17 protein-coding genes are annotated in these 23,608 nt (G+C 70.8%); 9 read left to right on the top strand and 8 right to left on the bottom strand.

Annotated features, from left to right (window positions below):
* Positions 1-117 precede the first annotated feature (117 nt).
* Positions 118-996 carry a tRNA (guanosine(46)-N7)-methyltransferase TrmB gene (gene trmB, locus AC0Z9V_RS08095; RefSeq protein ID WP_485141287.1) on the bottom strand — a complete coding sequence of 293 codons (879 nt, stop codon included), beginning with the start codon at positions 994-996 and terminating at the stop codon, positions 118-120.
* Positions 997-1,021: 25 nt separating this feature from the next.
* A complete protein-coding gene (locus AC0Z9V_RS08090) occupies positions 1,022-2,251 on the bottom strand; it encodes a M20 metallopeptidase family protein (protein ID WP_485141199.1) in 1,230 nt (409 codons plus the stop codon).
* Positions 2,252-2,601: 350 nt separating this feature from the next.
* Between AC0Z9V_RS08090 and AC0Z9V_RS08085 the strand changes: the two genes are divergently transcribed.
* Both AC0Z9V_RS08085 and AC0Z9V_RS08080 read left to right on the top strand, forming a co-directional pair.
* Positions 2,602-4,278 carry a DEAD/DEAH box helicase gene (locus AC0Z9V_RS08085; protein WP_485141198.1) on the top strand — a complete coding sequence of 559 codons (1,677 nt, stop codon included), beginning with the start codon at positions 2,602-2,604 and terminating at the stop codon, positions 4,276-4,278.
* A gap of 98 nt (positions 4,279-4,376) precedes the next feature.
* The gene (locus AC0Z9V_RS08080; RefSeq protein WP_133081229.1) at positions 4,377-4,778 is read left to right on the top strand and encodes a YccF domain-containing protein; all 402 of its coding nucleotides are present in this window, start codon (positions 4,377-4,379) and stop codon (positions 4,776-4,778) included.
* Positions 4,779-4,818: 40 nt separating this feature from the next.
* On the opposite strand, the gene AC0Z9V_RS08075 is transcribed toward AC0Z9V_RS08080, so the two are convergent.
* Positions 4,819-6,309: a flotillin family protein gene (locus tag AC0Z9V_RS08075; RefSeq protein WP_133081228.1), complete on the bottom strand. Its 1,491-nt coding sequence runs from the start codon at positions 6,307-6,309 to the stop codon at positions 4,819-4,821.
* A 152-nt stretch (positions 6,310-6,461) separates the two neighbouring features.
* On the bottom strand, positions 6,462-8,438 hold the full coding sequence (locus AC0Z9V_RS08070) for a penicillin-binding transpeptidase domain-containing protein (RefSeq protein ID WP_485141197.1): 1,977 nt from the start codon (positions 8,436-8,438) through the stop codon (positions 6,462-6,464).
* Positions 8,439-8,624: 186 nt separating this feature from the next.
* On the opposite strand from AC0Z9V_RS08070, the gene clpB reads away from it, so the two are divergent.
* Positions 8,625-11,249: an ATP-dependent chaperone ClpB gene (gene clpB / locus AC0Z9V_RS08065; protein WP_208739275.1), complete on the top strand. Its 2,625-nt coding sequence runs from the start codon at positions 8,625-8,627 to the stop codon at positions 11,247-11,249.
* Between the two features lie 63 nt (positions 11,250-11,312).
* On the opposite strand, the gene AC0Z9V_RS08060 is transcribed toward clpB, so the two are convergent.
* Complete coding sequence (locus AC0Z9V_RS08060) at positions 11,313-12,500, bottom strand: septum formation family protein (protein ID WP_485141196.1); 1,188 nt, start codon at positions 12,498-12,500, stop codon at positions 11,313-11,315.
* A 297-nt stretch (positions 12,501-12,797) separates the two neighbouring features.
* Between AC0Z9V_RS08060 and AC0Z9V_RS08055 the strand changes: the two genes are divergently transcribed.
* Positions 12,798-13,037, top strand: a complete 240-nt coding sequence (locus tag AC0Z9V_RS08055; RefSeq protein WP_104167997.1) for a DUF3073 domain-containing protein — start codon at positions 12,798-12,800, stop codon at positions 13,035-13,037.
* A 170-nt stretch (positions 13,038-13,207) separates the two neighbouring features.
* On the opposite strand, the gene AC0Z9V_RS08050 is transcribed toward AC0Z9V_RS08055, so the two are convergent.
* Both AC0Z9V_RS08050 and AC0Z9V_RS08045 read right to left on the bottom strand, forming a co-directional pair.
* On the bottom strand, positions 13,208-14,368 hold the full coding sequence (locus tag AC0Z9V_RS08050; RefSeq protein WP_485141195.1) for an ROK family protein: 1,161 nt from the start codon (positions 14,366-14,368) through the stop codon (positions 13,208-13,210).
* A gap of 92 nt (positions 14,369-14,460) precedes the next feature.
* Positions 14,461-15,519, bottom strand: coding sequence for a LacI family DNA-binding transcriptional regulator (locus tag AC0Z9V_RS08045; RefSeq protein ID WP_485141194.1), 1,059 nt, complete (start codon positions 15,517-15,519; stop codon positions 14,461-14,463).
* A gap of 163 nt (positions 15,520-15,682) precedes the next feature.
* On the opposite strand from AC0Z9V_RS08045, the gene AC0Z9V_RS08040 reads away from it, so the two are divergent.
* The 5 genes from AC0Z9V_RS08040 (at position 15,683) to AC0Z9V_RS08020 (ending at position 22,057) form a co-directional block, all read left to right on the top strand.
* Positions 15,683-16,984, top strand: a complete 1,302-nt coding sequence (locus AC0Z9V_RS08040; protein ID WP_133081223.1) for an extracellular solute-binding protein — start codon at positions 15,683-15,685, stop codon at positions 16,982-16,984.
* Positions 16,985-16,993: 9 nt separating this feature from the next.
* Positions 16,994-17,941, top strand: coding sequence for a carbohydrate ABC transporter permease (locus tag AC0Z9V_RS08035; RefSeq protein ID WP_133081222.1), 948 nt, complete (start codon positions 16,994-16,996; stop codon positions 17,939-17,941).
* Positions 17,941-18,759, top strand: coding sequence for a carbohydrate ABC transporter permease (locus AC0Z9V_RS08030; RefSeq protein WP_133081221.1), 819 nt, complete (start codon positions 17,941-17,943; stop codon positions 18,757-18,759). Before AC0Z9V_RS08035 ends, AC0Z9V_RS08030 begins: the two co-directional genes overlap by 1 nt.
* 2 nt (positions 18,760-18,761) lie before the next feature.
* Positions 18,762-21,104, top strand: a complete 2,343-nt coding sequence (locus tag AC0Z9V_RS08025) for a beta-xylosidase/alpha-l-arabinosidase (RefSeq protein ID WP_133081220.1) — start codon at positions 18,762-18,764, stop codon at positions 21,102-21,104.
* Positions 21,105-21,439: 335 nt separating this feature from the next.
* Positions 21,440-22,057 (top strand): hypothetical protein, encoded by a 618-nt coding sequence (locus tag AC0Z9V_RS08020; protein WP_208739704.1) that lies wholly within the window; start codon positions 21,440-21,442, stop codon positions 22,055-22,057.
* 77 nt (positions 22,058-22,134) lie between these two features.
* Here the strand turns inward: AC0Z9V_RS08020 and AC0Z9V_RS08015 are convergent, their stop codons facing one another.
* The gene (locus AC0Z9V_RS08015; protein ID WP_485141193.1) at positions 22,135-23,607 is read right to left on the bottom strand and encodes a xylulokinase; all 1,473 of its coding nucleotides are present in this window, start codon (positions 23,605-23,607) and stop codon (positions 22,135-22,137) included.
* Position 23,608: the final 1 nt, after the last annotated feature.

Genomic DNA, 23,608 nt, shown 5'->3' with positions numbered 1-23,608 from the left:
GGGACCTGACGTGTCGGTCTCGTCCTCGGCCGCCCCGGTCATGACCCCTGCGTCATCGGACCGGATCAGCGGTCATCGAACGGGAATCTGCCAGGTCGATCCAACGGCGCCGACCCGTCAGCGGCGGCGGTAGGTGAGGTCGAAGACCATCCGCCCGGCCTTGATCGCCTTGTTCTCGAAACTCGTCAGGGTGCGGCCCTCGAAACGGGGCGCCCACCCGCCGAGCTCGTCGGTCCCCTCGTTGACGCCGGTGTTGCCGGTGCTCACCGGGTCGCGGCCCTCCCGGACCGGCGCACCACCCACCACGGATTCCACCCCGCTCTGCCACACCTGGGTCAGCGGGCTCCCGGCGCCGGAGCGTTCGCCGTCGTGCAGGTTCTCGAAATGCCCGCTCGCGTCCAGGACGGCGCGCATCTGCACGGCGTAGCTGGACCAGTCGGTGGCGAGGCGGAAGATGCCGCCGGGCTCGATGACGCGTGCGGCGAGTTCCACGTAGTCCTCCTTGACCAGGCGGCGCTTGTGGTGACGGGCCTTGTGCCAGGGGTCCGGGAAGAAGGTCCACAGCTCGGCGACGGACGACGCCGGGATCATCCCGGCGAAGGCCTCCGCGGCATTGACCTGGGCGGTCCGGACGTTCGTCAGGTCCTTCTGGCTGATCCGCAGCATGGTCTGGGCCAGTCCCGGACGGTAGACCTCGAGGGCGAGGTAGTCGCGGTCGGGATCGAGCTCCGCGGCGTGGGTGATGGCCTCTCCCAGGCCCGATCCCACCTCGACGACGAGGGGCGCCGTCCGGCCGAAGGCCGCTTCGACGTCGAGCACGAAGCCGGGTGCCACCGACGTGTCGGCGTTCTCCACGCGGGGCACGTCGATGAGGAAGGCCTCGGCGAGCTCGTCCCAGGCCTCGCGGCGCCTGCCCTGGAGGCGCGAGCCCCGTCGGACGAAGGACACCGGCTGGGAGCGGTGCGGCTGGTCGGGGGTCTGTTCTCGTGGCTCCATCATCTTCTAGGCTACCGGCCGGACATCAGCCCGCCATCGCCCGGCGGAGGCGCGAGATCGCGAGCTGCGCATAGAGGGCGGCGCCGTCGGCCAGGACGCCGTCGTCGAAGACGGCGTAGGGGGAGTGGTTGAACGGCGCGGTCACCGGGTCCGCGCCGGGGGGAACTGCCGAGAGGAACACGAAGCTGCCCGGCACCGCCTCGAGGATCCGCGAGAAGTCCTCCGAGCCGCTCATCGGCTGCGGCATGGTGACGTACCGGTCGGGGCCCAGCAACTCCCCGACCTGCGCCGCGGCGTGTGCCGTCTCGTCGGGGTCCGTGACGGTGACGGGATACTCGTGGAGGTACTCGATGTCCGCCTCGAGCCCGTGGGCGGCGGCGATGTGCCGGACCAGCCTCGGAGCGGCGTCCGCCATCCTGTCCCGGTTCGCCGGCGAGAAGGTCCTGATGGTCGCCTCGATCCGCGCGGTCTGCGGGATGATGTTGCGCTGCGTGCCCGCGTGCAGCACGCCGACGGACAGCACCACGGGATCGAACATGTCGAACTGCCGCGTGATCAGAACCTGCAGCTGGGTCACGATCTCCGCCGCGACGGTCACCGGATCCTTCGCGGAGTGCGGGGCGGAACCGTGCCCACCCGCCCCGCGCACCGTCACCATCAGTCCGTCCGACGCCGACATCAGCGGTCCGCTGCGGCTCATCAGCATCCCGGCCGGTATCAGGGAGGACGTCACGTGCACCCCGTACGCCGCGTCCGGGCGCCTGCCCGCCGCGTCGAGGACGCCCTCCCGGATCATGACGCCCGCCCCGTCGTGGCCCTCCTCGCCGGGCTGGAACATGAGGACGACATCCCCGGGCAGCTCGGAGCGACGCTCGGCGAGGAGCGTCGCCGCTCCCGCGAGCATCGCCGTGTGGAGGTCGTGGCCGCACGCGTGCATGACGCCCTCCACCCGGGAGCTGTACGGGACGCCGGTCGCCTCCTGGACGGGCAGCGCGTCCATGTCGCCGCGGAGGAGGACCACCGGGGCGTCGTCGCCCTGCGCCGCGCCGCCGCGGAGCACCGCGGTGACCGACGTCGTGTCCGTCCCGAGCGTCACCTCGTAGGGCAGGCCGTCCAGGGCGTCGAGCACCTTCTCCTGGGTGCGCGGCAGGTGGAGGCCCAGCTCGGGTTCGCGGTGGAGGCGGTGGCGCAGGTCGGTGATGTCACCGACGAGGGCACGGGCATCCTCGAGCAGAACGGCGGGGGACAGCGTCATGGAGATCCTCCTGGCAGGGCTGGTCCTCCCACCCTTGCAGAAGGCGCCCGGGGAGGCGAGGTCCCGTCGGCGGGCGCGGTGCCCCGCTGCTCCAGGCTCCGCCACAGCCTCCGCGGACCGCGCCGATGCGGGGTTCGGGCGCACCTCCTGATAAACTGGGACCACTTGCCTGCGCACGGCGGACCGCGTCCGCCAGTTGAACGCGCAGCCTGCGTCGATAGAACGCATTCTTTTGCCCCGCATCCAGCTCCGAGGATCGTGAGCGCGGTGGACACTGTCTGACTTTTCTTCGGCGAACCCCTGCGCCAACCGGTGCCGGGGAAGATGAGAAGAAAGTTCGTGTTAACTACATGACTACTTTTGCTGCCCTCGGTGTGCCCAAAGCGCTGGTCGAGAACCTCGCCGCGCAGGGGATCACCGAACCATTCCCCATCCAGGTCAAGTCGCTTCCCGACTCCCTGGCCGGGCGCGACGTCCTCGGACGCGGCCGCACCGGCTCGGGCAAGACCCTCGCCTTCGCGCTCCCCATGGTCGCACGCCTGTCCGAGCAGGAAGCGGCCTACCGTCGCAAGCCCGGGCGCCCCCTGGCCCTGGTCCTCGCGCCGACCCGCGAGCTCGCGACCCAGATCAACGCCACCGTCGAGCCCCTGGCCAAGGAGCTCGGACTCAACACCACCGTGATCTACGGTGGTGTCTCGCAGCAGCGCCAGGAGAAGGCTCTGCGCGCCGGCGTCGACATCGTCATCGCCTGCCCCGGGCGCCTCGAGGACCTGATGCGCCAGAAGCTCATCACGCTCGAGTCCGTGGAGATCACCATCCTCGACGAGGCCGACCACATGGCCGACCTCGGCTTCCTGCCTGTCGTCAAGAAGCTGCTCGACACCACCCCGGCCGACGGCCAGCGGCTGCTGTTCTCGGCCACGCTGGACAACGGCGTGGACAAGGTGGTCAACCGCTACATGACCAACCCCGTCACCCACTCCGTGGACGACCCGCAGGCAGCGGTCACCACCATGGAGCACCACGTGCTGATGATCGGTGACCAGACGCAGAAGAAGCAGCTGATCGTCCAGCTCGCGTCCGGTACCGGGCGCCGCCTCCTCTTCATGCGCACCAAGCACCACGCGCGGAAGCTCGCCAAGACCCTGACCGACGCCGGGATCCCCGCTGTCGACCTCCACGGCAACCTGTCGCAGAACGCCCGTGACCGGAACCTCTCCGAGTTCTCCACCGGCGACGTCCGCGTCCTCGTGGCCACCGACGTCGCGGCCCGCGGCGTGCACGTGGACGACGTCGAGCTCGTGGTCCACGTCGATCCGCCCACGGAGCACAAGGCGTACCTGCACCGCTCGGGCCGCACGGCTCGTGCGGGCTCCTCGGGAACCGTGGTCACGATCACGCTGCCCGAGCAGAAGTCCGAGGTGCAGAAGCTGATGAAGGCCGCCGGTGTCGACGTCGCCTTCGAGACCGTCAAGGCGACCTCACCGCTCGTCCTGTCGCTCGTCGGCGACGTCGCCGACAAGATCGATCCCCGCACGCGCGCCGCGCTCCTCGCCTCGCGTGAGGCCACACGCGGCGAAGGTACCTCGACGGGCGCCAACGCCGAGCGCAAGCGCGCCCGCCGTGGTACCGCAGCCCCGTCCGCGGGAGGCCGTGGCGGCAGGGGTGGACGCGGTCGCGTCTCCGCCGAGACGCAGGCGACCCAGGGCAACCGGGCCGACCGCCGCAAGGACCAGCCGCAGGCGCCGCGCTTCGGCACCGACTCGGGTGCTGCTGCGAAGACCGGCGGTTCCCGCCGTCGCACGGACGAGCCCCGCACCGCCTCGGAGACGACGACGCGCAGCCGCCGTCCCGCCTCCGGCCAGCGCGTGGGCGACGCCGTCCGCCGTCCCGCGGCCGGCGCCCCCGCCGCCGGCGGGCAGCGCAGCCATGCGCCGTCCTCGGCTCCGCGGACCGAGGGAGCCCGCCGTGCGGCCGGCTCCCGCAGGGCCAGCGCGCCTGCGTCCAACGATCGCCGGTCCCGCTAGCAGCATCGCTGACCACGGAAGGCCCCTACCCTCGCGGGTGGGGGCCTTCCGTTCGTCCGGGGGGTGCCCCGGCGCACCGGGTGGGGAACAATGGGCGGATGAACGCACTCCTGAACGTCATCTGGCTCCTGTTCGGCGGCATCTGGCTCGCGCTGGGCTACTTCGCGGCAGGCATCATCTGCTGCCTGCTGATCGTGACCATCCCCTTCGGCATCGCCTCGTTCAGGATCGGCGCCTACGCGCTGTGGCCCTTCGGTCAGACCGTCGTGAACCGCGGCGGTCAACCGGGCGGGTTCTCCACGATCGGGAACGTCATCTGGCTTCTCGTCGCGGGCATCTGGATCGCCATCGGCCACGTGCTCACGGCCATCCCGATGTTCGTCAGCATCATCGGGATCCCGCTGGGCATCGCCAACCTGAAGCTGATCCCGGTGTCGCTGGCGCCGCTCGGCAAGGTGATCGTCCCCTCGTCGGGGACCTACCTGCCGACCTACCGCTGACGGCCGCCGCCGGATCCCCGACGGCGGCCTGCAGGTCCCGCTAGTCGGAGCCGCCGACGACGGTCGGGCTGGTGGCCCCGTTCCGGCCGGGCTTGTCCGCGTTCTTGAGCAGGTCGCCGAGCAGCGCGATGATGTCCAGACCGGTGGTGTCCTTGACCATCTGCGTGGTCTGGTGGACGCCGCTCGAGACGTTCTTGCTGAGCTGGCTCGCGCCGTCGTTGGAGACGACGGTCATGGTGTCGATCGCCGACATCGGCGCGGCGATCTCCCGTGCCATCGCGGGCAGGACCTCGAGGACCTTCGACAGGATGGCGGCCTGGTTGAACTTCTCGTAGGCCTCCGCCTGCGCGGCGATACCGGCGGCCTCCGCCTTGCCACGGGCTTCCGTCGACTGCGCCTCGGCATCACCGCGGGACGCGATGACCGCGGCGTCGGCGCGGCCCTTGGCCTCGTTGATCGATGCTTCGGCGGTACCGCGTGCCGTGTTCGACGCGGCATCCGCCTCGGCTGCCACCCGGTCACCCTCGGCGACGAGCTTGCGGCGTGCGAGGTCCACGCGGGCTTCGATCTCCGTGGCCTCCGATGCCCGGCGCCGCTCCTCGAGCTTCGCGTCGGCCTGCTGGATGAGGCGGTACTTCTCGGCGTCCGCGGGCTTGCGCACCTCGGTGTCCAGCTCGCGCTCACGGAGCTCGGACCGCCGCTGGGCGACCTGCTGCTCACGCATGATGACCTGCTCCTGCTGTTCGGCCTGGGCGAGGGGTCCCGCGGCGTCGGCCCGTGCCTGGCGGGCATCGGCCTCCTCCTTCAGTTCCGCGCGGCGGATGATCAGCTGCTGCTGCGCGAGGGCCACCTGCTCGTCGGACAGGGCGCGTGCCTGCTCCGATTCCTGCATGGATCGGGCTTCGGCGATCTTCGCGTTGCGTTCCGCGAGGGCGGCCTCCGGGCGGCCCAGGTTCTTCAGGTACCCGGAGTCGTCGTCCACGGACTGGATCTGGAAGGTGTCGATCTCCAGGCCCTGGTTGTGCATGGAGTGTTCGGCCTCCTCCTTGACGCTCTTGGCGAAGGTCGCGCGGTCCCGGATGATCGATTCGACCGTCAGGGTTCCCACGATCGAGCGGAGCGAACCGGACAGGGTCTCCTGCGTGTAGTGGTCGATCGCCTCCTGCTGGTTCAGGAAGCGCTGGGCGGCCTTGCGGACAGCGTCCGCGTCACCCCCGACCTTGACCTGGGCGACGCCGGTGAGGTGGAGCTTGATGCCGTTCTTGGAGATGCCCTCGATGCGCAGGGACACCTGGCGCGATGCGAGCGACAGGGGATAGGCCCGCTGCGAGAACGGGTTGATGAAGATCCGGCCGAAGACGACGCGCTGGCTGTCCGGATCGGGCTGCCCCTTGCTGTCCTTGGACGAGATGATGAGCGCCTGGTCCGGGCTGGCGATGTGCAGCGCCATGCGGGCGAGGACGACGGCGGCGATGATGATGACGAGCAGCACCACGGCGCCGATGATGAGCGGGATGAACCTGAGATCCACGGGGACCCTTTCAACGGTCTTCGGATGGCCTCCGGCGTCGCGTACGGGCGCCGGAGGATGATCAAGCAACTGCGTTCACTGTGTCGATCCGACCCCCATGTCGTCGAAGGAGAGGACCCGCGCACTGGGGCGGGCCGGTGGCTGCTCGGCGGTCAGCCGGTGGCCGCGCCCGTCAGGAAGGCCTGCATGAGGGGGCCGCCGGACGTGGATCCCAGCTCGCCCTCCTCCACGAAGACCGCGACGGCGAGGTCGCCCTGGAGGGCGACGACCCACGCGTGGGTCCGCGGGGGAGTCTCGCTCCCGAACTCGGCGGTCCCGGTCTTGGCCAGGACGGGATCGCCCGGCACGTCCTGCAGGAGCCGGGCCCCGCCCTGCTCGACGACGGCGGACATGAGCGTCCGCAGCGTCGCCGACTCGTCGGCGGTGAACGCGCTGGGCCGCGCCTCGGACTCCCCGGCCGACGGCGTCGCGTCACCCGACGGGGCCTCCGTGGCCGCGGCGCTCTCCGAGCCGGGGTCGAGTTCGGTGGATTCGCCCGCGGCGAGGAGGGTCGGCGTGACGCGCGATCCTGCCCCCACGGATGCGGCCATGGTGGCGAGGCCCAGGGGCGACACCAGTACCTCGCCCTGCCCGATCATGGCGGCGGCGTGGGCCGTCCCCTCCGCCTCGGTCGGCACGGAGCCGAAGAACGCGGGTGTGCCGATGCGCGACTCCACGCCGATCCCGAGATCGGTGGCGGCGGCCGCGAGATCGGCCTGGCTGATCTCGCCCCGGGCCGAGATGAAGCCGGTGTTGCAGGACTGCGCGAAGGTCTCCAGGAGCGGGATGGTCCCGAGGAACTGCACCGGATAGGTGCTGGCGTTGTTGAACGTGCGGCCGTCCACGGAGACTTCCTCGGTGCACTCCGTGGGGCTCTCGGGCGTGAAGCCCTTCCGGAGCAGTGCGAGGCTCGTGGCCACCTTGAACGTGGACCCCGGCGGGTACTGGCCCAGGAGCGCGGTCTGCAGGCCCTCGCTGCCCGGACCGTTGGCCGCCGCGAGGATCTCGCCCGTGCTGGGCCGGATGGCGACGATCGACGACGCCGAGGGCTCGTCCGCGAGAACCTGCTCGCCGAGGCCCTGCAGGCGGGGATCGAGCGTGGTGGCGAGGTCGGTGCCGTCCACGGCCGCCTTGGTGAAGAGGGTCTGGCTGGGCGTTCCGGGGTCCGCCACCGGCGCGGCGCCGACCGAGAGGCCCGGGGTGCCGGCCAGCTGGTCGTTGTGCTGCAGCTGCAGCCCGCCGAGCCCGGTGACATCACCCGCCCGGAGGGCACCGTCGGACTGCTCCACGAGTTCCTCCGTCGCCTCGCCCACGCTGCCCAGGAGTTCGCGGGCGAAGGTGCGGGTGGGTGCGAGTTCCAGGGTGTCGGCCTGCCGCAGTGCACCCGGGACGGCATCGATCTGCGCGTCGGTGACCGTCCGCGTCGCGTCGTCACGCAGGACGACCGCCACCACGAAGGCCTCCGCACCCGCGGCGGCGACCTGTTCCTCGTAGGCCGCCGGGTCGAGCTCGAGCAGGGTGGCGAGCGCACGGGCCGAGGCGGCCCACTGCGCGTCCGGGACCCCCGTCTTGTCGATGCCGACGCGGATCACGGGCCGCTCGGTGACGAGGACCTCGCCGCCCGCCCCGGTGATGTTGCCGCGGTCCCCGGGCACGCTGGTGAGGGTGAGCTTCTCGTCCGGCAGGAGGTTCGGGACGAACAGCGCAGGGTCCCAGGCCGCCTGCCAGACGTCCTCGACCCGCGTGAGGTCCGCCGTCGTGCTGTAGGTCCAGTCGGAGTCGGTGTCGTCGAGGTCCCAGACGTAGTCGAGCGTCGCGGTCGCGCTGTCCTCGCCGGTCTCCTCGACGCCTGCGACCGTCACCTTCGGCGCTCCGGGCCCGAACCCCTCGGTGATCGTGGCGAGCTCGCCGGTCACCTCGGACGCCTCCACCGACGTGAACGCGGACTGCCCCACGTCGAGCCGGGCCAGTCCCTCGGCGAGCGTGCGCGCCGCGTCCTCCGCGGTCGGGCGGTCATCCGTGCAGGCCGCGAGCGCGAGGGTGAGGGCGGCGGTGGTCAGGACGGCGGTGACGCGGCGGAATTTCCCCATAGGGGCCATTATGTCCGAGATCACAGCGGGCTCCGGAAGCCGCACTGTGCCGGGCGGCCCCGGCGCCGCCGCAGTCGTCCCTTCCCGCTCCGCCAGGGTCGAAGCGGGGGAATATCTCTCCCGGCTCGAAAGTTGAGTCGAGTACACTCAATGCAAGACCTACGTCAGGACGGAAAGGAACCGCGCGTGGACACGAATTTCACCACCAAGAGCCGCGAGGTGCTGTCAGCTGCCGCCATGAACGCCTCCACGGCGGGGAATGCGCAGATCGATACGCCGCACTTCCTCAAGGCCCTCCTGGACCAGCGGGACGGCATCGCCGTCGCGCTCCTCAAGGCGGCCGGCGCCGATCCCGACACCGTGAGCGTGCAGGCGAGCACGGCGATCAAGGCACTGCCGTCGTCGTCGGGCTCCTCGGTGGCGCAGCCGCAGTTCTCCCGCGGTGCCCTCCAGATGATCAACGCGGCCCAGCAGGAAGCGGAGACCCTCGGTGACCAGTTCGTGTCCACCGAGCACATCCTGCTCGCCCTGGCGGCGGACAACGGAGCGGCCGGTGGCATCCTGCGCTCCGTCGGGCTCACGCGCGAGGCACTCGCGTCGGCCCTGCCGGGCGTGCGCGGTGACCGGCGCGTGACCACGCCCGATCCGGAGAACACCTTCCAGGCGCTCGAGAAGTTCGGGGTGGACCTCACCGAGGTGGCGCGGAGCGGCAAGCTGGACCCGGTCATCGGGCGCGATGCGGAGATCCGCCGCGTGGTGCAGGTGCTCAGCCGCCGCACCAAGAACAACCCGGTGCTCATCGGCGAGCCCGGCGTGGGCAAGACGGCCGTCGTCGAGGGGCTCGCCCAGCGCATGGTCGCGGGCGACGTGCCCGAGTCGCTGCGGGGGAAGACCCTCATCAGCCTCGACCTCGGGTCGATGATCGCCGGCGCCAAGTACCGGGGCGAGTTCGAGGAGCGGCTGAAGGCCGTGCTCGACGAGATCCGCTCGTCCGGCGGCCAGGTGGTGACCTTCATCGACGAACTCCACACCGTCGTCGGAGCGGGTGCCTCGGAGGGGTCGATGGACGCCGGCAACATGCTCAAGCCCATGCTGGCGCGCGGTGAGCTCCGGCTCATCGGTGCGACGACGCTGGACGAGTACCGGGAGAACGTCGAGAAGGACCCGGCGCTGGAGCGCAGGTTCCAGCAGGTGTACGTGGGCGAGCCGTCCGTGAACGATACCGTCGGCATCCTCCGCGGGCTGAAGCAGCGCTACGAGGCGCACCACAAGGTCTCGATCGCGGACTCCGCCCTGGTCGCCGCGGCCACCCTGTCCCACCGCTACATCCCGGGCCGCCAGCTCCCGGACAAGGCGATCGACCTCGTGGACGAGGCCGCCTCGCGCCTGCGCATGGAGATCGACTCCGCACCGGTGGAGATCGACGAGCTGCGCCGTTCCCTCGAGCGGATGCACATGGAGGAGATGGCGCTCTCCCGGGAGAAGGACGAGGCATCGCTGGAGCGGCTGGACGCCCTGCGTGCCGAGATGGCCGACCGCCAGGAGGAGCTCGACGGGCTGAACGCCCGGTGGGAGGCCGAGAAGGCCGGCCTCAACCGCGTGGGCGACCTGAAGGCATCCCTCGACGACCTGCGCTCGCAGGCCGACCGCGCCCAGCGCGAGGGTGATCTCGAGACGGCGTCCCGCATCCTCTACGGGGACATCCCGCAGCTGGAGCGCGAGCTGCGGGAGGCCCAGGCCGCCGAGGAGCAGACCACCAATGCTCCCGACCTGATGGTCGCGGAGGAGGTGACCGCGAACGACATCGCCGAGGTCATCTCCGCCTGGACGGGCATCCCCGCCGGGCGCATGCTGCAGGGTGAGAGCGAGAAGCTGCTCGCCATGGAGGACGTCATCGGCGCGCGCCTGATCGGACAGCAGCGGGCCGTGTCCGCGGTGTCCGACGCCGTCCGCCGTGCCCGCGCCGGGGTGTCCGACCCGAACCGCCCCACCGGTTCCTTCCTGTTCCTCGGACCCACGGGCGTGGGCAAGACCGAGCTCGCGAAGGCGCTCGCGGACTTCCTGTTCGACGACGAGCGGGCCATGATCCGGATCGACATGTCGGAGTACTCGGAGAAGCACTCGGTGGCGCGCCTCGTCGGCGCCCCGCCGGGATACGTGGGCTACGAGGAGGGCGGCCAGCTCACCGAGGCGGTGCGGCGCCGGCCCTACAGCGTGGTGCTGCTCGACGAGGTGGAGAAGGCGCACCCCGAGGTGTTCGACCTGCTCCTGCAGGTGCTCGACGACGGGCGGCTCACCGACGGGCAGGGCCGCACGGTGGACTTCCGCAACGTCATCCTCGTGCTGACGTCGAACCTCGGGTCCCAGTTCCTCGTGGATCCGTCGCTCGACGACGCGGCGAAGCGCTCCGCCGTGATGGCCGCCGTCAACGCGAACTTCCGGCCGGAGTTCCTGAACCGGCTCGACGACGTCGTCGTCTTCGACCCGTTGAGCCTCGACGAGCTCTCGAGGATCGTGGACCTGCAGGTTCGGGCGCTCGGGGACCGGCTCCGCGACCGCCGCCTCGAACTCGAGGTCAGCGCTGCGGCCAGCGAATGGCTCGCCCTCACCGGCTTCGACCCGGCATACGGCGCACGTCCGCTGCGCAGGCTCGTCCAGCGTGAGATCGGCGACCGGCTGGCGAAGGGCATCCTGGCCGGTGAGATCGTCGACGGCGACACCGTGGTCGTCGACCGCCAGGAGCCGGACGCCGGCGCGCTGGCCGACGGCAGCCTCGACGCGGGGGGCCTGCTGGTGCACGCCGCGCGGTAGCCGGGCCCGGCACACGAGAGGAATCGCAGGTTGCTTCCTCTCCCGCCTGCGGGCCCGGGTCCGTCAGGAGGTGAGCAGGCTCCGGCTCATCGTGTCGCCGTCCTCGACGACGGCGAAGCAGTCCACCCGGCGGTCGCCGTCGGCCCAGGTCTGGCTGGTCGGGGTCGCGCGGAGCAGCGTGATCCGGAGGTCGTCCGTCACGGCGTCCGGGTCGATGGCCGCGGAGGCCGCCGCGCAGGCCTCCTCGGCCCGCAGCCCGAGCTGCTCGCGTCCGGGGAACTCCGCGTCCTCCGGGTAGTTCTCGCTCGCCACCAGTTGTGCGTTGTGGGCTTCGCCGCAGTCCACCGGGACCGCGTCCTCGGTGATGCCCGTGAAGTCGGCGAGGCAGTCGCCGGCGGCGACCGACGACGGATCCACGCGCTCCTCGTCCTCCGCCCCGCCGAAGAGCGAGACGAGCAGCCAGACGAGCAGGCCGAGCAGGACGACGACGCCGCCGATGATCAGCAGCAGCGGCAGGTTGCTGCTGCGGGCCCTCGACCGGTCCCGCTTCGGCTCCGCGTCCGCCGCCTTCGGGTCGGTTCCGGCTGCCCCCGGGGCCCACGCGGCCGCGGTCGCGCCGCGCGACCCCGGGGAAGGGTCCACCGGGGACGCCGGGGAAGCCGGTGCTGCCGGGCCGATCGACGCCGGATCCGTGCCGGGGTAGAGGCCCGGGTGGCCGAGGCCCTGCTCGCCGCCCTCGGGCGGGAAGGCGTACGGACCGCCGGCAGGAACGTCGGCGCCGGTGCCCGCCGCCGGCACGCCGGCCCCGTCGGCCGTGTCCGCGGCCGTGTCCGCGGCTGGGTCCGCGGCTGGGTCTGCGTCCGCCGCCGCGTCCCCTGCGACACCTCCGGCGGGAGCCGTGCCGTCCGGGGCCGCCTGGACGACCGGGGCGCCCGCCGGCAGGGGACCACCCACCAGTGTCCCTGCCTTCTCCGCTTCGGCGGCCACGGCGCGGGCCTCCGCCGCGGCGTCCTCGAGGGAGGCCGCTTCCGCCGTGTCCCTGCTGATCTCCGCCGGCCCGAGGGCGGGCTCCGGCAGGTCGAGGCTGTCCGGCGACACCGACAGCTCGGGTTCCAGCGCCCCGGGAGGTAGCGTGCCGTCGTCGAGCACGACGCCGTCGGGATCGACCACGTCGGGGCCGTCGGGCCGGTCGGGTTCGTTCCCGCCCGGACCGTGCCCGGGATCCCTGGGTGCCTGCTCCTCGTTGCTCATGGTGGGCCGCTGTCTCCTTGCATTCCTGGTGTCTCGTGGCCGGCGCTCCGACGTGATTTCGACTCTAGCCAAGATCGTCGCCGGAAGGGTCGGGACGTGGCTGGAGCAGGCTCGGGTACCGGGGGCGGCTTCGCGTCCATGCTTTGCAGGAGGCGGGGGCACCCGCGCTCGGATGCACCCGAAAGCATGTAACCTGTACATACGACAAACTGACCAAATACTCCGGGGCCTCGCTGCAGCCTTGGGCCTCGTGCCCCAGTGACCACCTCCGGATCGACGCACAAAGGGGGTCACGCCATGGGGCGCGGCCGTCAAAAGGCAAAAGCTACCAAGCAGGCCAGGGACATGAAGTACTTCAGCCCGGCCACTGATTATTCGGCACTGCAGCGAGAGCTCACAGGCCCGGGTAGTCGTGCTTCCACTCGACGTACCGAACCTCTCGAGCCGGTCGAACCCGACTACTCGGAGTACGCGGACAAGTACGCCGACGAACTCGACGACGACGGCGAGGAGAGCGGCTCCCGCCGCACCGGCTGACCTCCCGGTCCGCCGTCCTCCGGGACACCACAACCGGCGCATCAGGCCCCTTGCGGGACGATGCGCCGTTTCGTGTGCCCGGATCCCGGAACCGGCGAGCCGCCGCGCTCGCGACGCCCCGACTCGCGCGGTGGACAGGTCGGGACTGCCCGTCCGCGGTCGGTCCGTTCCTAGTGTGGGGAGGCGAGGAGCGGCTGCAGGGCGAGTTCTGCCGCCCCGACCAGCAGGAGCTCCGGCCCGAGCGTCGCCCGCCGCACGTCGACGCCCCCCGCCAGGGATCCGGTGTTCACGGCATGGGTCAGCCGGTCACCGTGGAAGCCGAACAGGGAGCCGAGGAAACCGCCGAGCACGATCCGCGTGGGATCGAAGATGTTGACGAAGTTCACCAGTGCCACGGCCAGCAGGTCGAGCTGGCGCTCGGCCTCCTGCTGGACAGCGGGCCCGGGATCGTCGGACAGCACGTCCTCGAGTGCCTCGATCCCGCCGCCTGCGAGGCCGGCCGCGTCGAGCAGGCGCTCCAGGCGGACCTCCGCGTCCAGGCATCCGGACCGGCCGCAGTGGCAGGGCGACCCGCCGGCACGGACGAGGGTGTGGCCCAGTTCCCCGGCGTAGCCGCGACTGCCGACCAGTTGGACGCCTCCTGTCACGATGCCGCCACCGATACCGCTCGCGCTGCCGTTCAGGTACACGGCGTCCTCCACACCGAGCGCCGCACCGAAGATGCTCTCGGCCATCGAGCCGAGTGAGGCATCGTTCGCCGCGACCGCAGGCAGCCCGAGCGCCCTGCTGAAGGGCCCGGTGAGGTCGGCCGCGCGCCAGCCGAGGTGCGGTGCCACGAGGACGCGGCCCGTCCCGGCGTTGACGAGCCCCGGCAGCGCGATCCCGACACCGAGCACCCGGTCGAGCCCGGCCAGGACGGGGTGGAGGTCGGCCACGATGTCGCGGGTGAGCCGCACGGCGTCGTCGAGGGAGGGCACCCCGTCGGTCTCGCGGCGCACCCGACGGTGGACGTGACCGCCGAGTCCGACGACGCCGGCCGTCAGCGCGTCGATGTCGGGATTCACCGCGATCACGGCGACGCCGGGGTTGGCATGCACGATCGGGCTGGGGCGCCCCACCTTGCCCCCGACCGCCGGTTCCGTCTCGTGGACGAGCTGCTTCTCGGCGAGGGCGGACACGAGGGCCCCGACGGTCGAGCGGTTGAAGCCGCTGCGCCGCGTGAGCTCCGAACGGGACAGCGGTCCGTCCCGGTGCACCATCGTCAGGATCTGGGAGAGGTTCTGTGCGCGAAGGCCTTCGGTGCCGTTGACCGATCCGGGTAGTGTGCGCACGGCCCTGGGTTCTCCTTCGTCCTGCAGGAGCCCTCTGTGCGCCTGGTGTGGCCCTATCGTATCCAGAAGCGCCGGGTGGGCCCGGCGGCCGCTCAGGCCCGCTGCCCTGCGGGACTCGGCGCAGTCCCGGCGGGGAGGGGCGGTGCGGACGTGCTCTGGCGCACCACCAGGCTGGTGGCGAGGTCGAGCCGGAGGTTGTTGGGCCGCTCGCCGTCGCGCAGGCGCAGGACCATGCGCGTGGCCTCTTCCGCCATCTGGATGAGCGGCTGGTGGACGGTGGTCAGGGCGGGGCTCGACCACTGCGCGAGCTGGAGATCGTCGTATCCCACGATCGAGAGTTCGTCGGGGACGCGCAGCCCGATCTGGCGGGCGGCGTCGAGGACGCCGAGCGCCTGCAGGTCGCTGCCCGCGAAGATCGCCGTCGGGGGCTCGGCGCTGCGCAGGAGCGAGAAGGCGTGGTCGCGCCCGCCGTCGACGTGGAAGTTGCCGTAGCGGATGAACTCCGGGTCGATGGACAGGTTCGCCATGCTCATCGCCGATCGGTAGCCATCGATGCGCGCGAGGGAACACATCATGTCCTCGGGTCCGCTGATGGCTGCGATGCGGGTGTGGCCGAGGTCGATCAGGTGCCGCGTGGCCATCATGCCGCCCGACCAGTTCGCGGACCCGACGGACGGGACGTCGGGCGCGGGATCCCCGGCGGGATCGATGATGACGAACGGGATGGCGCGCGCGTCGAGTTTCTGGCGGAAGTCCTGCGGCATGTCCGAGAAGACCAGGACCACTCCGGCGGGCCGCCTGGCCATGACGCCTTCGATCCACTCCGAGCCCGGGGCATGCCGCGTGCCGGTCTCGGTCAGCACGACGCTCATCCCGTGCTCGCGCGCCACGTTCTCGACCCCGCGGATGAGTTCGAGCGCCCAGGCGCTCTCCAGTTCATGGAAGACGAGTTCCACGAGGGCCGCCCGGGCCGCCGACACCTTGCGCCGGCGGTACCCGTGCTCCTCCAGGAGCTCCTCAACTTTCGCCCGGGTTTTCGGAGACACGTCGGCGCGGCCGTTGAGCACCTTGGATATCGTTGAGAGGGATACGCCCGCCGCCGTCGCGAGCTGGGCGAGGGTGACGCGCGGTTCGTCCGCCGAAATCGACATGCGGCCAGCTTACATGCGGGCTCCAGTGCGGCCCGGCGGGCGTCGGACACGATTTGTGACCGCCCACACATCGGATGTTGCAAAAGCGGGCGAGCGCTACATACACTCATCCCACTACATAACTTTCGATATTATTATCGAAACTTTCGAGAGGCGTTCAACGATGAACAACCGAACCTGGATGTCCCGCAGTCTTGCAGGCACCGCGGTCATGATGCTGGGCCTCACCCTGGCAGGGTGCGGCGGAGGCGGCGGCGACGCGTCGAGCCGGCCCGAGAACGAGCTGCACCTGGCCGTCTACGGCGATGCCAGCAACAAGGTCGAGCAGGCCATGGTGGACAAGTTCAACGAGACCTCCGACGTCAAGATCGTGCTCGACACGATCCCCGGCGCGGACTACCAGACCAAGCTGCAGACCATCATCGACACCGATTCCGCTCCGGACATCTTCTTCAACTGGGGCGGTGGCAGCATCGCGAACTTCGTGAAGGCCGATCTGCTGATGCCCCTCGACGACTTCATCGAGGAGGACCCGCAGCTGAAGGACGCCTTCCTGCCCTCGGTGTTCGAGACGGCCGTCATCGACGACAAGAGCTACGGCATCCCGATGCGCGGCACGCAGCCCGTGATGCTCTTCAACAACTCCGAGGTGCTCAAGCAGGCCGGCATCGATGCTCCTCCCGCCACCTGGGACGAACTGCTGGAGGCCGTCGAGAAGCTGAAGGCGGCCGGCGTCACCCCGATCGCTCTCGGCGGCGCCGACCAGTGGCCCACCCAGATGTGGTTCCAGTACGTCTTCGACCGCGTCGCCGGCGAGGACCTGTTCCAGTCGGCGCTCGACGGCGACACGGAGGTGTGGGACTCCGAGGAGAGCCGTGAGGCCCTCGGCAAGCTGCGCGAACTGATCGACGCGGGTGCCTTCGGCACCAACTTCGACTCGGTCAAGTTCACCGACGGCGGGTCCCCCACGCTGCTCTCCAGCGGCCGGGCAGGCTTCGAGCTCATGGGCTCGTGGGCCTACGCGACGCACCTGGATGCCAATCCCGAGTTCGCGGAGAACGTGCTCGGCTACAGCGAGTTCCCCGCGATCGAGGGCGGCGAGGGCGATCCCGACAACCTCGCCGGCAACACGAACAACTTCTACTCGGTCCACAAGGACACCCGCTACCCCGAAGAGGCCGGCGAGTTCCTGAAGCTCATGTACTCGGACGAGTTCGTGCAGGAGCAGATCGCCATCGGCAACCTGCCCACCACCACCAACACGGAGGAGTTCCTCGGCGAGGCCTCCAACCCCGAGTACGCGAAGTACCAGTTCGACCTCGTGAAGGAAGCGCCCCACTTCCAGCTCTCCTGGGACCAGGCGTACCCGCCCGAGGCGACGGTGACCATCCACACCGCCGTGGCCCAGTTCTTCAGCGGCCAGATCGATGAAGACGGCTTCATCAAGGCCATGCAGAGTCTCTAGGACATTCCCATGACAACGCTTGCAACGCGCAGGCAGGCAGCGCCGGGCGGCTCCACTCCGAGCCGCCCGGCCCGCTCGGGCGCCTCCTCCGTGGGGCGTCCGGGCTTCGCCTGGGCCCTGCCCGCCACCATCTTCTTCGCGCTCTTCGCCCTCGTGCCGCTGGCCGCGGTCGCCGTCCTGTCCTTCACCTCGTGGAGTGGCCTCGGTGACCCGGAGTTCGTGGGACTCGAGAACTGGGAGACGCTCGTCTCCGATCCGGTGATGGTCAAGAGCCTCTGGCTCAGCCTGCTCTTCATCGTCCTCGGGGTGGTCACCCAGACACCGCTGAGCATCCTGCTCGGCGTCTGGGCCGCGGGCAACCAGCGCAACCGCGCCGTCCTCAGTGCCATCTACTTCATCCCCCTGCTGCTGTCCTCGGCCGCCATCTCCGTGCTGTGGCGTGCCCTGCTCGATCCGAACTTCGGTATCCCGGGCCAGCTCTCCTGGCTCTTCGGTGACGGCAACCTGCTCGGCACCCAGTCCGGCGCGATCGGTGTCCTCATCTTCGTGGGCATGTGGCAGTTCACCCCGTTCCACACCCTGATCTACCAGGGCGCGGCGAAGGGCATCCCCAACGTGCTGTACCAGGCGGCGTCGATCGACGGCGCGGGCATGGTGCGCCAGTTCTTCTCCATCACGCTGCCCCAGCTGCGCAACACGGCCATCACCTCGATCATCCTGATGGTGGTCGGCGGCCTGACGACGTTCGAGACGGTGCTCATCCTGACCAACGGCGGGCCCGGCACCGACACCACCATCACCGCCTTCTACATGTACCAGGAGGCGTTCCAGAGCTTCGACTTCGGCGTCGGCAGCGCGATCGCCCTGGTGCTCGTCGTCGTCGCCACCCTGATCTCCCTCGTGGTGGTCAAGGTGTCCGGCTACGACAAGATGAACAGCTCGCTGGAAGGACTCTGATGAAGACCCGCCCCAACTACTTCGCCGGCATCGGCTCCTTCGTCTGGCTGCTGATCGTCGCGATCCCGCTGTACGTGATGCTGTCGGGTACCTTCCAGACGCGTGAGGAGTTCGGGGACAACGGCCCGCTGTCCTTCCCCACGAGCTTCACGCTGCAGAACTACGTCGATGCGATCACGAGCGGCTTCGGCCGGTACTTCCTCAACACCGTCGTCGTGACGGTCGGAGTCGTCGCGATCGTGCTCCTGCTCGTGCCCCCGCTCAGCTATGCGATCGTGCGCAGCCAGAGCCGGGCGGCGTCGTTCGTGTTCCGCTTCTTCCTGCTGGGCCTCGCGATCCCGGCGCAGGCCGTGATCGTGCCCGTGTTCTACCTGATCAACACCGTCGGCCTGTACGACAACCTGATCGGCGTCATCCTGCCCACCGCGGCCTTCGCGCTGCCCATCTGCACGCTGATCCTCAGCGGCACGATGCGCGACATCACGGGGGAGCTGTACGAGGCCATGGCCATGGACGGAGCGAGCCCGGCGCGGGCCTTCTTCCGGCTGGTCCTGCCGCTGTCCAAGGGTGGCATCTCCACGATCGCCGTCTTCTCCGCCCTCCAGGCGTGGAACGGATTCCTCTTCCCCCTCATCCTCACGCAGTCCGAGAGCACCCGCGTGGTGACCCTCGGCCTCTTCAACTTCCAGACGCAGTACGGCATCAACATCCCGGGCCTGCTCGCCGCGGTCACCCTGTCGATGGTGCCCGTCCTGCTCGTCTACCTGTTCGCGCGCCGCGCGCTTGTCCAGGGCCTCATGGGCGCTGGCGGAAAGTAACCATGACTGAGACAACACTGAACGACGCCCCCTGGCGGGACACCGCCGCCGCACCCGAGGACCGGGTGGAGACCCTCATCCAGGCGATGACGCCGCGTGAGAAGGTCGCCCAGCTGGTCGGCGTCTGGGTCGGCGCCAACACCGAGGGCGGCGAGGTGGCCCCCCACCAGCACGAGATGAACGAGGCCGTGGACCTCGACGAACTCCTGCCGCACGGACTCGGCCAGCTCACCCGCCCCTTCGGCACCGCCCCCGTGGAGCCGGGACTCGGAGCCCTGTCGCTGCAGCGCACCCAGGAGCGCATCACGGCGGCGAACCGCTTCGGCATCCCCGCCCTCGTCCACGAGGAATGCCTCGCCGGGTTCGCGGCGTGGAAGGCCACGGCCTACCCGGTCCCCCTCGCCTGGGGCGCGACCTTCAACCCCGACCTCGTCCGGACCATGTCCTCGGCCATCGGCGCGGACCTCCGCTCCGTCGGCGTCCACCAGGGGCTCGCCCCGGTGCTCGACGTCGTGCGCGACGCCCGCTGGGGCCGCGTGGAGGAGACCATCGGCGAGGATCCGTACCTGATCGGGACCATCGCGACGGCGTACGTGCAGGGACTCGAGCGCGGCGGGATCGTCGCCACGCTCAAGCACTTCGTCGGCTACTCGGCGTCGAAGGCGGGCCGCAACCTCGCGCCCGTCTCCATCGGGGAACGCGAGCGGGCGGACGTCCTCCTGCCGCCGTTCGAGATGGCGATCCGGGAATCCGGCGTCCGGTCGGTCATGCACGCCTACACCGACATCGACGGCGTACCGACGGCAGCGGACGCCTCGCTCCTCACCGCGCTCCTGCGGGACACCTGGGGCTTCGACGGCACCGTGGTGGCCGACTACTTCGGCATCGCCTTCCTCAAGGAGCTGCACCGCGTGGCCGCGACCCTCGGTGAGGCGGCAGCCGCGGCGCTGACCGCAGGGGTGGACGTCGAACTGCCGACCGTGCACACCTTCGGCGAGCACCTCCTCGCCGAGATCGACGGCGGGCGGCTGGACGAAGGGCTCGTCGACCGTGCGCTCCGGCGCGTCCTCCGGCAGAAGCTGGACCTGGGCCTGCTGGACCCCGAGTGGTCGCCGGTCCCGCCGGCCCTCGAACGGACCGGCGCCGGGACACCCGTCGTCGACCTCGATTCCCCGGGCAACCGGGACATCGCCCGCGAACTCGCGGAGCAGTCCATCGTCCTCGTCAGGAACAGCGGGATCCTGCCGCTCGCCGCCGCGCCGCGCATCGCCCTCATCGGCCCCAACGCGGACACGCACCGCGCGTTCCTCGGCTGCTACTCCTTCCCCGCGCACGTCGGCGAGCAGCACCCCGACGTCGAGATCGGCCTCGCCATCCCGACGGTCGCCGAAGCACTCCAGCGCGAGTTCGGCGCGAGCGACATCACGATCGCGGCCGGCTGCACGATCGACGGCTCCGCGACCACCGGGTTCGACGAGGCCCTCGCGGTCGCCGGCGGAGCCGACGTCGTCGTCGCGGTCCTCGGTGACCGGGCGGGGCTCTTCGGGCGCGGCACCAGCGGCGAGGGATGCGACGCCGAATCACTGGCCCTCCCGGGCGTGCAGCAGCAGCTCCTCGACGAACTGCTCGCCACCGGCAAGCCCGTCGTCGTCGTGCTGCTGACCGGCCGCCCGTACGCCCTCGGGTCCGCGATCACCGACGCCGCCGCGATCGTCCAGGGGTTCTTCCCCGGCGAGGAGGGTGCGGCCGCCGTGGCCGGCGTCCTCAGCGGACGGATCAACCCCGCCGGGCGACTGCCCGTCAGCATCCCCGGGACGCCGGGCGCCCAGCCGTCCACCTACCTGGCCGCACCGCTGGCGCAGTCGAACGGCGTCTCGAACATCGATCCGACAGCGGCCTTCGCCTTCGGCCACGGACTCGGCTACACCGAGTTCCAGTGGCAGGGCGCGGGAGCGACGGCGGGAACGGCACCGACCGACGGCGAGGTCGCCGTGCACGTGACGGTGACCAACGCGGGGGAGCGCGACGGCGTCGAGGTGGTGCAGCTCTACCTGCACGACCCGGTGGCATCCGTCGTCCGCCCGGTCCAGCGTCTCATCGGGTACGCGCGCGTCTCCCTGGCGGCGGGGTCCTCCGCGAGGGTCGCGTTCACCGTGCCCGCCGACGTCACCTCCTTCACGGGGCGGGACGGGCAGCGCATCGTCGAACCCGGGGAGCTGGAGCTGCGCCTCGGCGCATCGAGCAGTGACATCCGGGCGACCGTGCCCCTCACCCTCACGGGCGAGGTGCGGCGCGTGGACCACACCCGGCGGCTCCACTGCGACGTGCGGGTGGACGCCGTCTAGCACCCGTCCGCAGGCCGTCGGAACCCGTCGCAACCCGTCCCCGCTCAGCTGGGGGCGGGTTGCGTCGTTCCCGGGACCACCCGGTCGGTTCCGTCCGCGGCCGTGACTGGTGCATTCCCTGTCGGCAGCTGCCTCGGGGAGCCGGGATCCCTGCAGGGACCGTCCCTGCACCCCGGAAGATGCACGCCGGAAGATGCACGCCGTGCAGAAGAACGTGCTTGCGCGCGGAGCCCCCGCGCGTCACGGTAGTAAGCAGACTGATCTTCCGGTTACGGAGCCTCCCGCAGGCCGGACCCGGCAGGATCAATCATCCCTACCGAGGAGGCACCAGCATCATGGCACGAGACGACACATCAGGCGCGAGCACCCCGAGGAGCCGGCGCAACGACGTCGTCGCCGCGGAGAAGGAGCGGTTCGGCGGCATCAAGTGGGGGTCGGCGTTCTTCGGGTGGCTGACGGCGATCGGCCTCACCGTCATCCTCAGTGCGCTGGCGACGGCGATCGGCGTCGGCATCGGAGCGGCCAACACGGGCACCGCGTCCGACGCCGCCAACCAGGCACAGGAGAACGCCCAGACCATCGGCATCGCCAGCGGTATCGTCCTGGCCGTCATCCTGTTCGTCGCCTACTACTGCGGCGGGTACGTCGCCGGTCGCATGGCACGCTTCGACGGCGTCAAGCAGGGCGTCGCCGTCTGGCTGTGGGGCATCGTCGTCGCGATCGTCCTGGCGATCCTCGCCGCCGTCGCGGGCAGCCAGTTCAACGTCCTCGCGCAGGTGCAGGGCCAGCCCAACATCCCCGTCGACGGCAGTGCCCTGACGACCGGCGGACTCATCGGACTGGCCATAGCGATCCTCGTGCCCCTTCTCGGCGCGATCCTCGGGGGCAAGGCCGGGATGCGCTTCCACCGCAAGGTGGACCAGGTGGGCATCGACCACCAGGTAGGCCTCTGACCGGGCGACGCCGCACCACCCACGACGAGAGGCACCACCCCGCGGGGTGGTGCCTCTCGTCGTGGGTGCGGGACCGGCTAGAACGCCACGGATGCCACCGTGGCCCGGTACTGCGTCCGGATGACGGGCCGGTGGTCGGACGCGCGATCCTCGAGCGTCTCCACCGACCACTGCGGCCGGGAGCCGGCCAGGACCCACGCGGCCTGTACGGCGGCCCCCCGCGCGACGTACTCGCCCGGAGCGGGGATGCGCACGGGCAGGTCGAACACCTGGGCGGCGACCTCCTGGACCGCCGCGTTCTGTGCGGCCCCGCCGATCAGCAGCAGGTGGCGCGGTGTGACACCGGCGGCCCGCACCGCGTCGAGGGCGTCGGCCAGTCCGCACAGCATGCCCTCGATCGCCGCACGGGCGATGTTGGCGCGCGTCGAGGAGGCGATGCTGAGGTTGTGGAAGCTGGCCTTCGCCGTCGGCAGGTTGGGCGTGCGCTCGCCCTCGAAGTAGGGCACCAGGACCACACCGTCCGACCCCGGTGCTGCCTCGCGGGCCAGGTCGGCGAAGCCGTCGTGGTCCACGCCGAGGATGCCGGCCACCGATGACAGCACGCGGGCGGCGTTGAGGGTCGCCACCAGCGGCAGGAACAGTCCGCTGGCATCGGCGAACCCCGCCACCGTCCCGGACCGGTCGGCCACCGCCTGCGGGGCGACGGCGAAGACCGTGCCGCTCGTCCCGAGGGACACGACGACGTCTCCCTCCTCCGCGCCCAGTCCGAGGGCGGCACCCGCATTGTCGCCGGCACCGGATCCCAGGACGATCCGGCGGTCTCCCGACAGGAACGAGGGATGCACGGTCCCTGCGGAGGCCTCCGCAGGGAGGACCCGGGGGAGCACGACCTGGTCCGGCTCGCCCTCCGGCTGTCCGGCTTCACGCGCCGGGCGGCCGAGGATGTCCTCGAAGAGGGCGAGGTCGTACGCGTTCGTGGCAGGGTTCCAGTAGCCCGTGCCGCTCGCGTCGGAGCGGTCCGTGACGAGTTCCTCCAGCACCGGCCCGAGCGGAGCTTCCCCCTCGGGCCCGAAACCGCGCAGGCGCCACGTCAGCCAGTCGTGCGGCAGCGCCACGGCCGCGATGGCCGGGACGACGTCCGGTTCGGCGTCGCGCACCCAGCGCACCTTGGTGCTGGTGAAGGACGCCACGGGGGCGGACCCCGTCCGCGCCACGAGGCCGTCGACGCCCAGTTCACCGATCAGGTCCCGGGCGGCACCGGCGGACCGGGTGTCGTTCCAGAGCAGGGCGTCGCGGAGGACCCGCCCCTCGCGGTCCAGCAGCACCATTCCGTGCTGCTGGCCCGCGACGGCGAGCCCGTCGACGTCGTCGCCGAGTCCGTCAGCGGCGTCGAGCGCTGACAGCAGGGCCTTCCACCAGGCGCCGGGGTCGACCTCCGTGCCCTCCGGGTGGAGGGCACGGCCGGTCCGGACCTCCGCGCCCGTCCCGGTGTCGACGACGACGACCTTGCAACTCTGCGTCGACGAGTCGACGCCGGCAACGAGGGCCATG

This window comes from Arthrobacter sp. UYP4 (assembly GCF_057291175.1).
Note: the sequence above shows the minus strand (reverse complement) of the source record. Positions and strands in the feature narration are given on the sequence as shown.

Bases quoted from the DNA above. Each gene is read 5' to 3' on its own strand.
- trmB (WP_485141287.1), bottom strand. From the start codon at position 996: ATGGAGCCACGAGAACAGACCCCCGACCAGCCGCACCGCTCCCAGCCG.
- AC0Z9V_RS08090 (WP_485141199.1), bottom strand. From the start codon at position 2,251: ATGACGCTGTCCCCCGCCGTTCTGCTCGAGGATGCCCGTGCCCTCGTC.
- AC0Z9V_RS08085 (WP_485141198.1), top strand. From the start codon at position 2,602: ATGACTACTTTTGCTGCCCTCGGTGTGCCCAAAGCGCTGGTCGAGAAC.
- AC0Z9V_RS08080 (WP_133081229.1), top strand. From the start codon at position 4,377: ATGAACGCACTCCTGAACGTCATCTGGCTCCTGTTCGGCGGCATCTGG.
- AC0Z9V_RS08070 (WP_485141197.1), bottom strand. From the start codon at position 8,438: ATGGGGAAATTCCGCCGCGTCACCGCCGTCCTGACCACCGCCGCCCTC.
- AC0Z9V_RS08060 (WP_485141196.1), bottom strand. From the start codon at position 12,500: ATGAGCAACGAGGAGCAGGCACCCAGGGATCCCGGGCACGGTCCGGGC.
- AC0Z9V_RS08055 (WP_104167997.1), top strand. From the start codon at position 12,798: ATGGGGCGCGGCCGTCAAAAGGCAAAAGCTACCAAGCAGGCCAGGGAC.
- AC0Z9V_RS08045 (WP_485141194.1), bottom strand. From the start codon at position 15,519: ATGTCGATTTCGGCGGACGAACCGCGCGTCACCCTCGCCCAGCTCGCG.
- AC0Z9V_RS08040 (WP_133081223.1), top strand. From the start codon at position 15,683: ATGAACAACCGAACCTGGATGTCCCGCAGTCTTGCAGGCACCGCGGTC.
- AC0Z9V_RS08035 (WP_133081222.1), top strand. From the start codon at position 16,994: ATGACAACGCTTGCAACGCGCAGGCAGGCAGCGCCGGGCGGCTCCACT.
- AC0Z9V_RS08030 (WP_133081221.1), top strand. From the start codon at position 17,941: ATGAAGACCCGCCCCAACTACTTCGCCGGCATCGGCTCCTTCGTCTGG.
- AC0Z9V_RS08025 (WP_133081220.1), top strand. From the start codon at position 18,762: ATGACTGAGACAACACTGAACGACGCCCCCTGGCGGGACACCGCCGCC.
- AC0Z9V_RS08020 (WP_208739704.1), top strand. From the start codon at position 21,440: ATGGCACGAGACGACACATCAGGCGCGAGCACCCCGAGGAGCCGGCGC.
- AC0Z9V_RS08015 (WP_485141193.1), bottom strand. From the start codon at position 23,607: ATGGCCCTCGTTGCCGGCGTCGACTCGTCGACGCAGAGTTGCAAGGTC.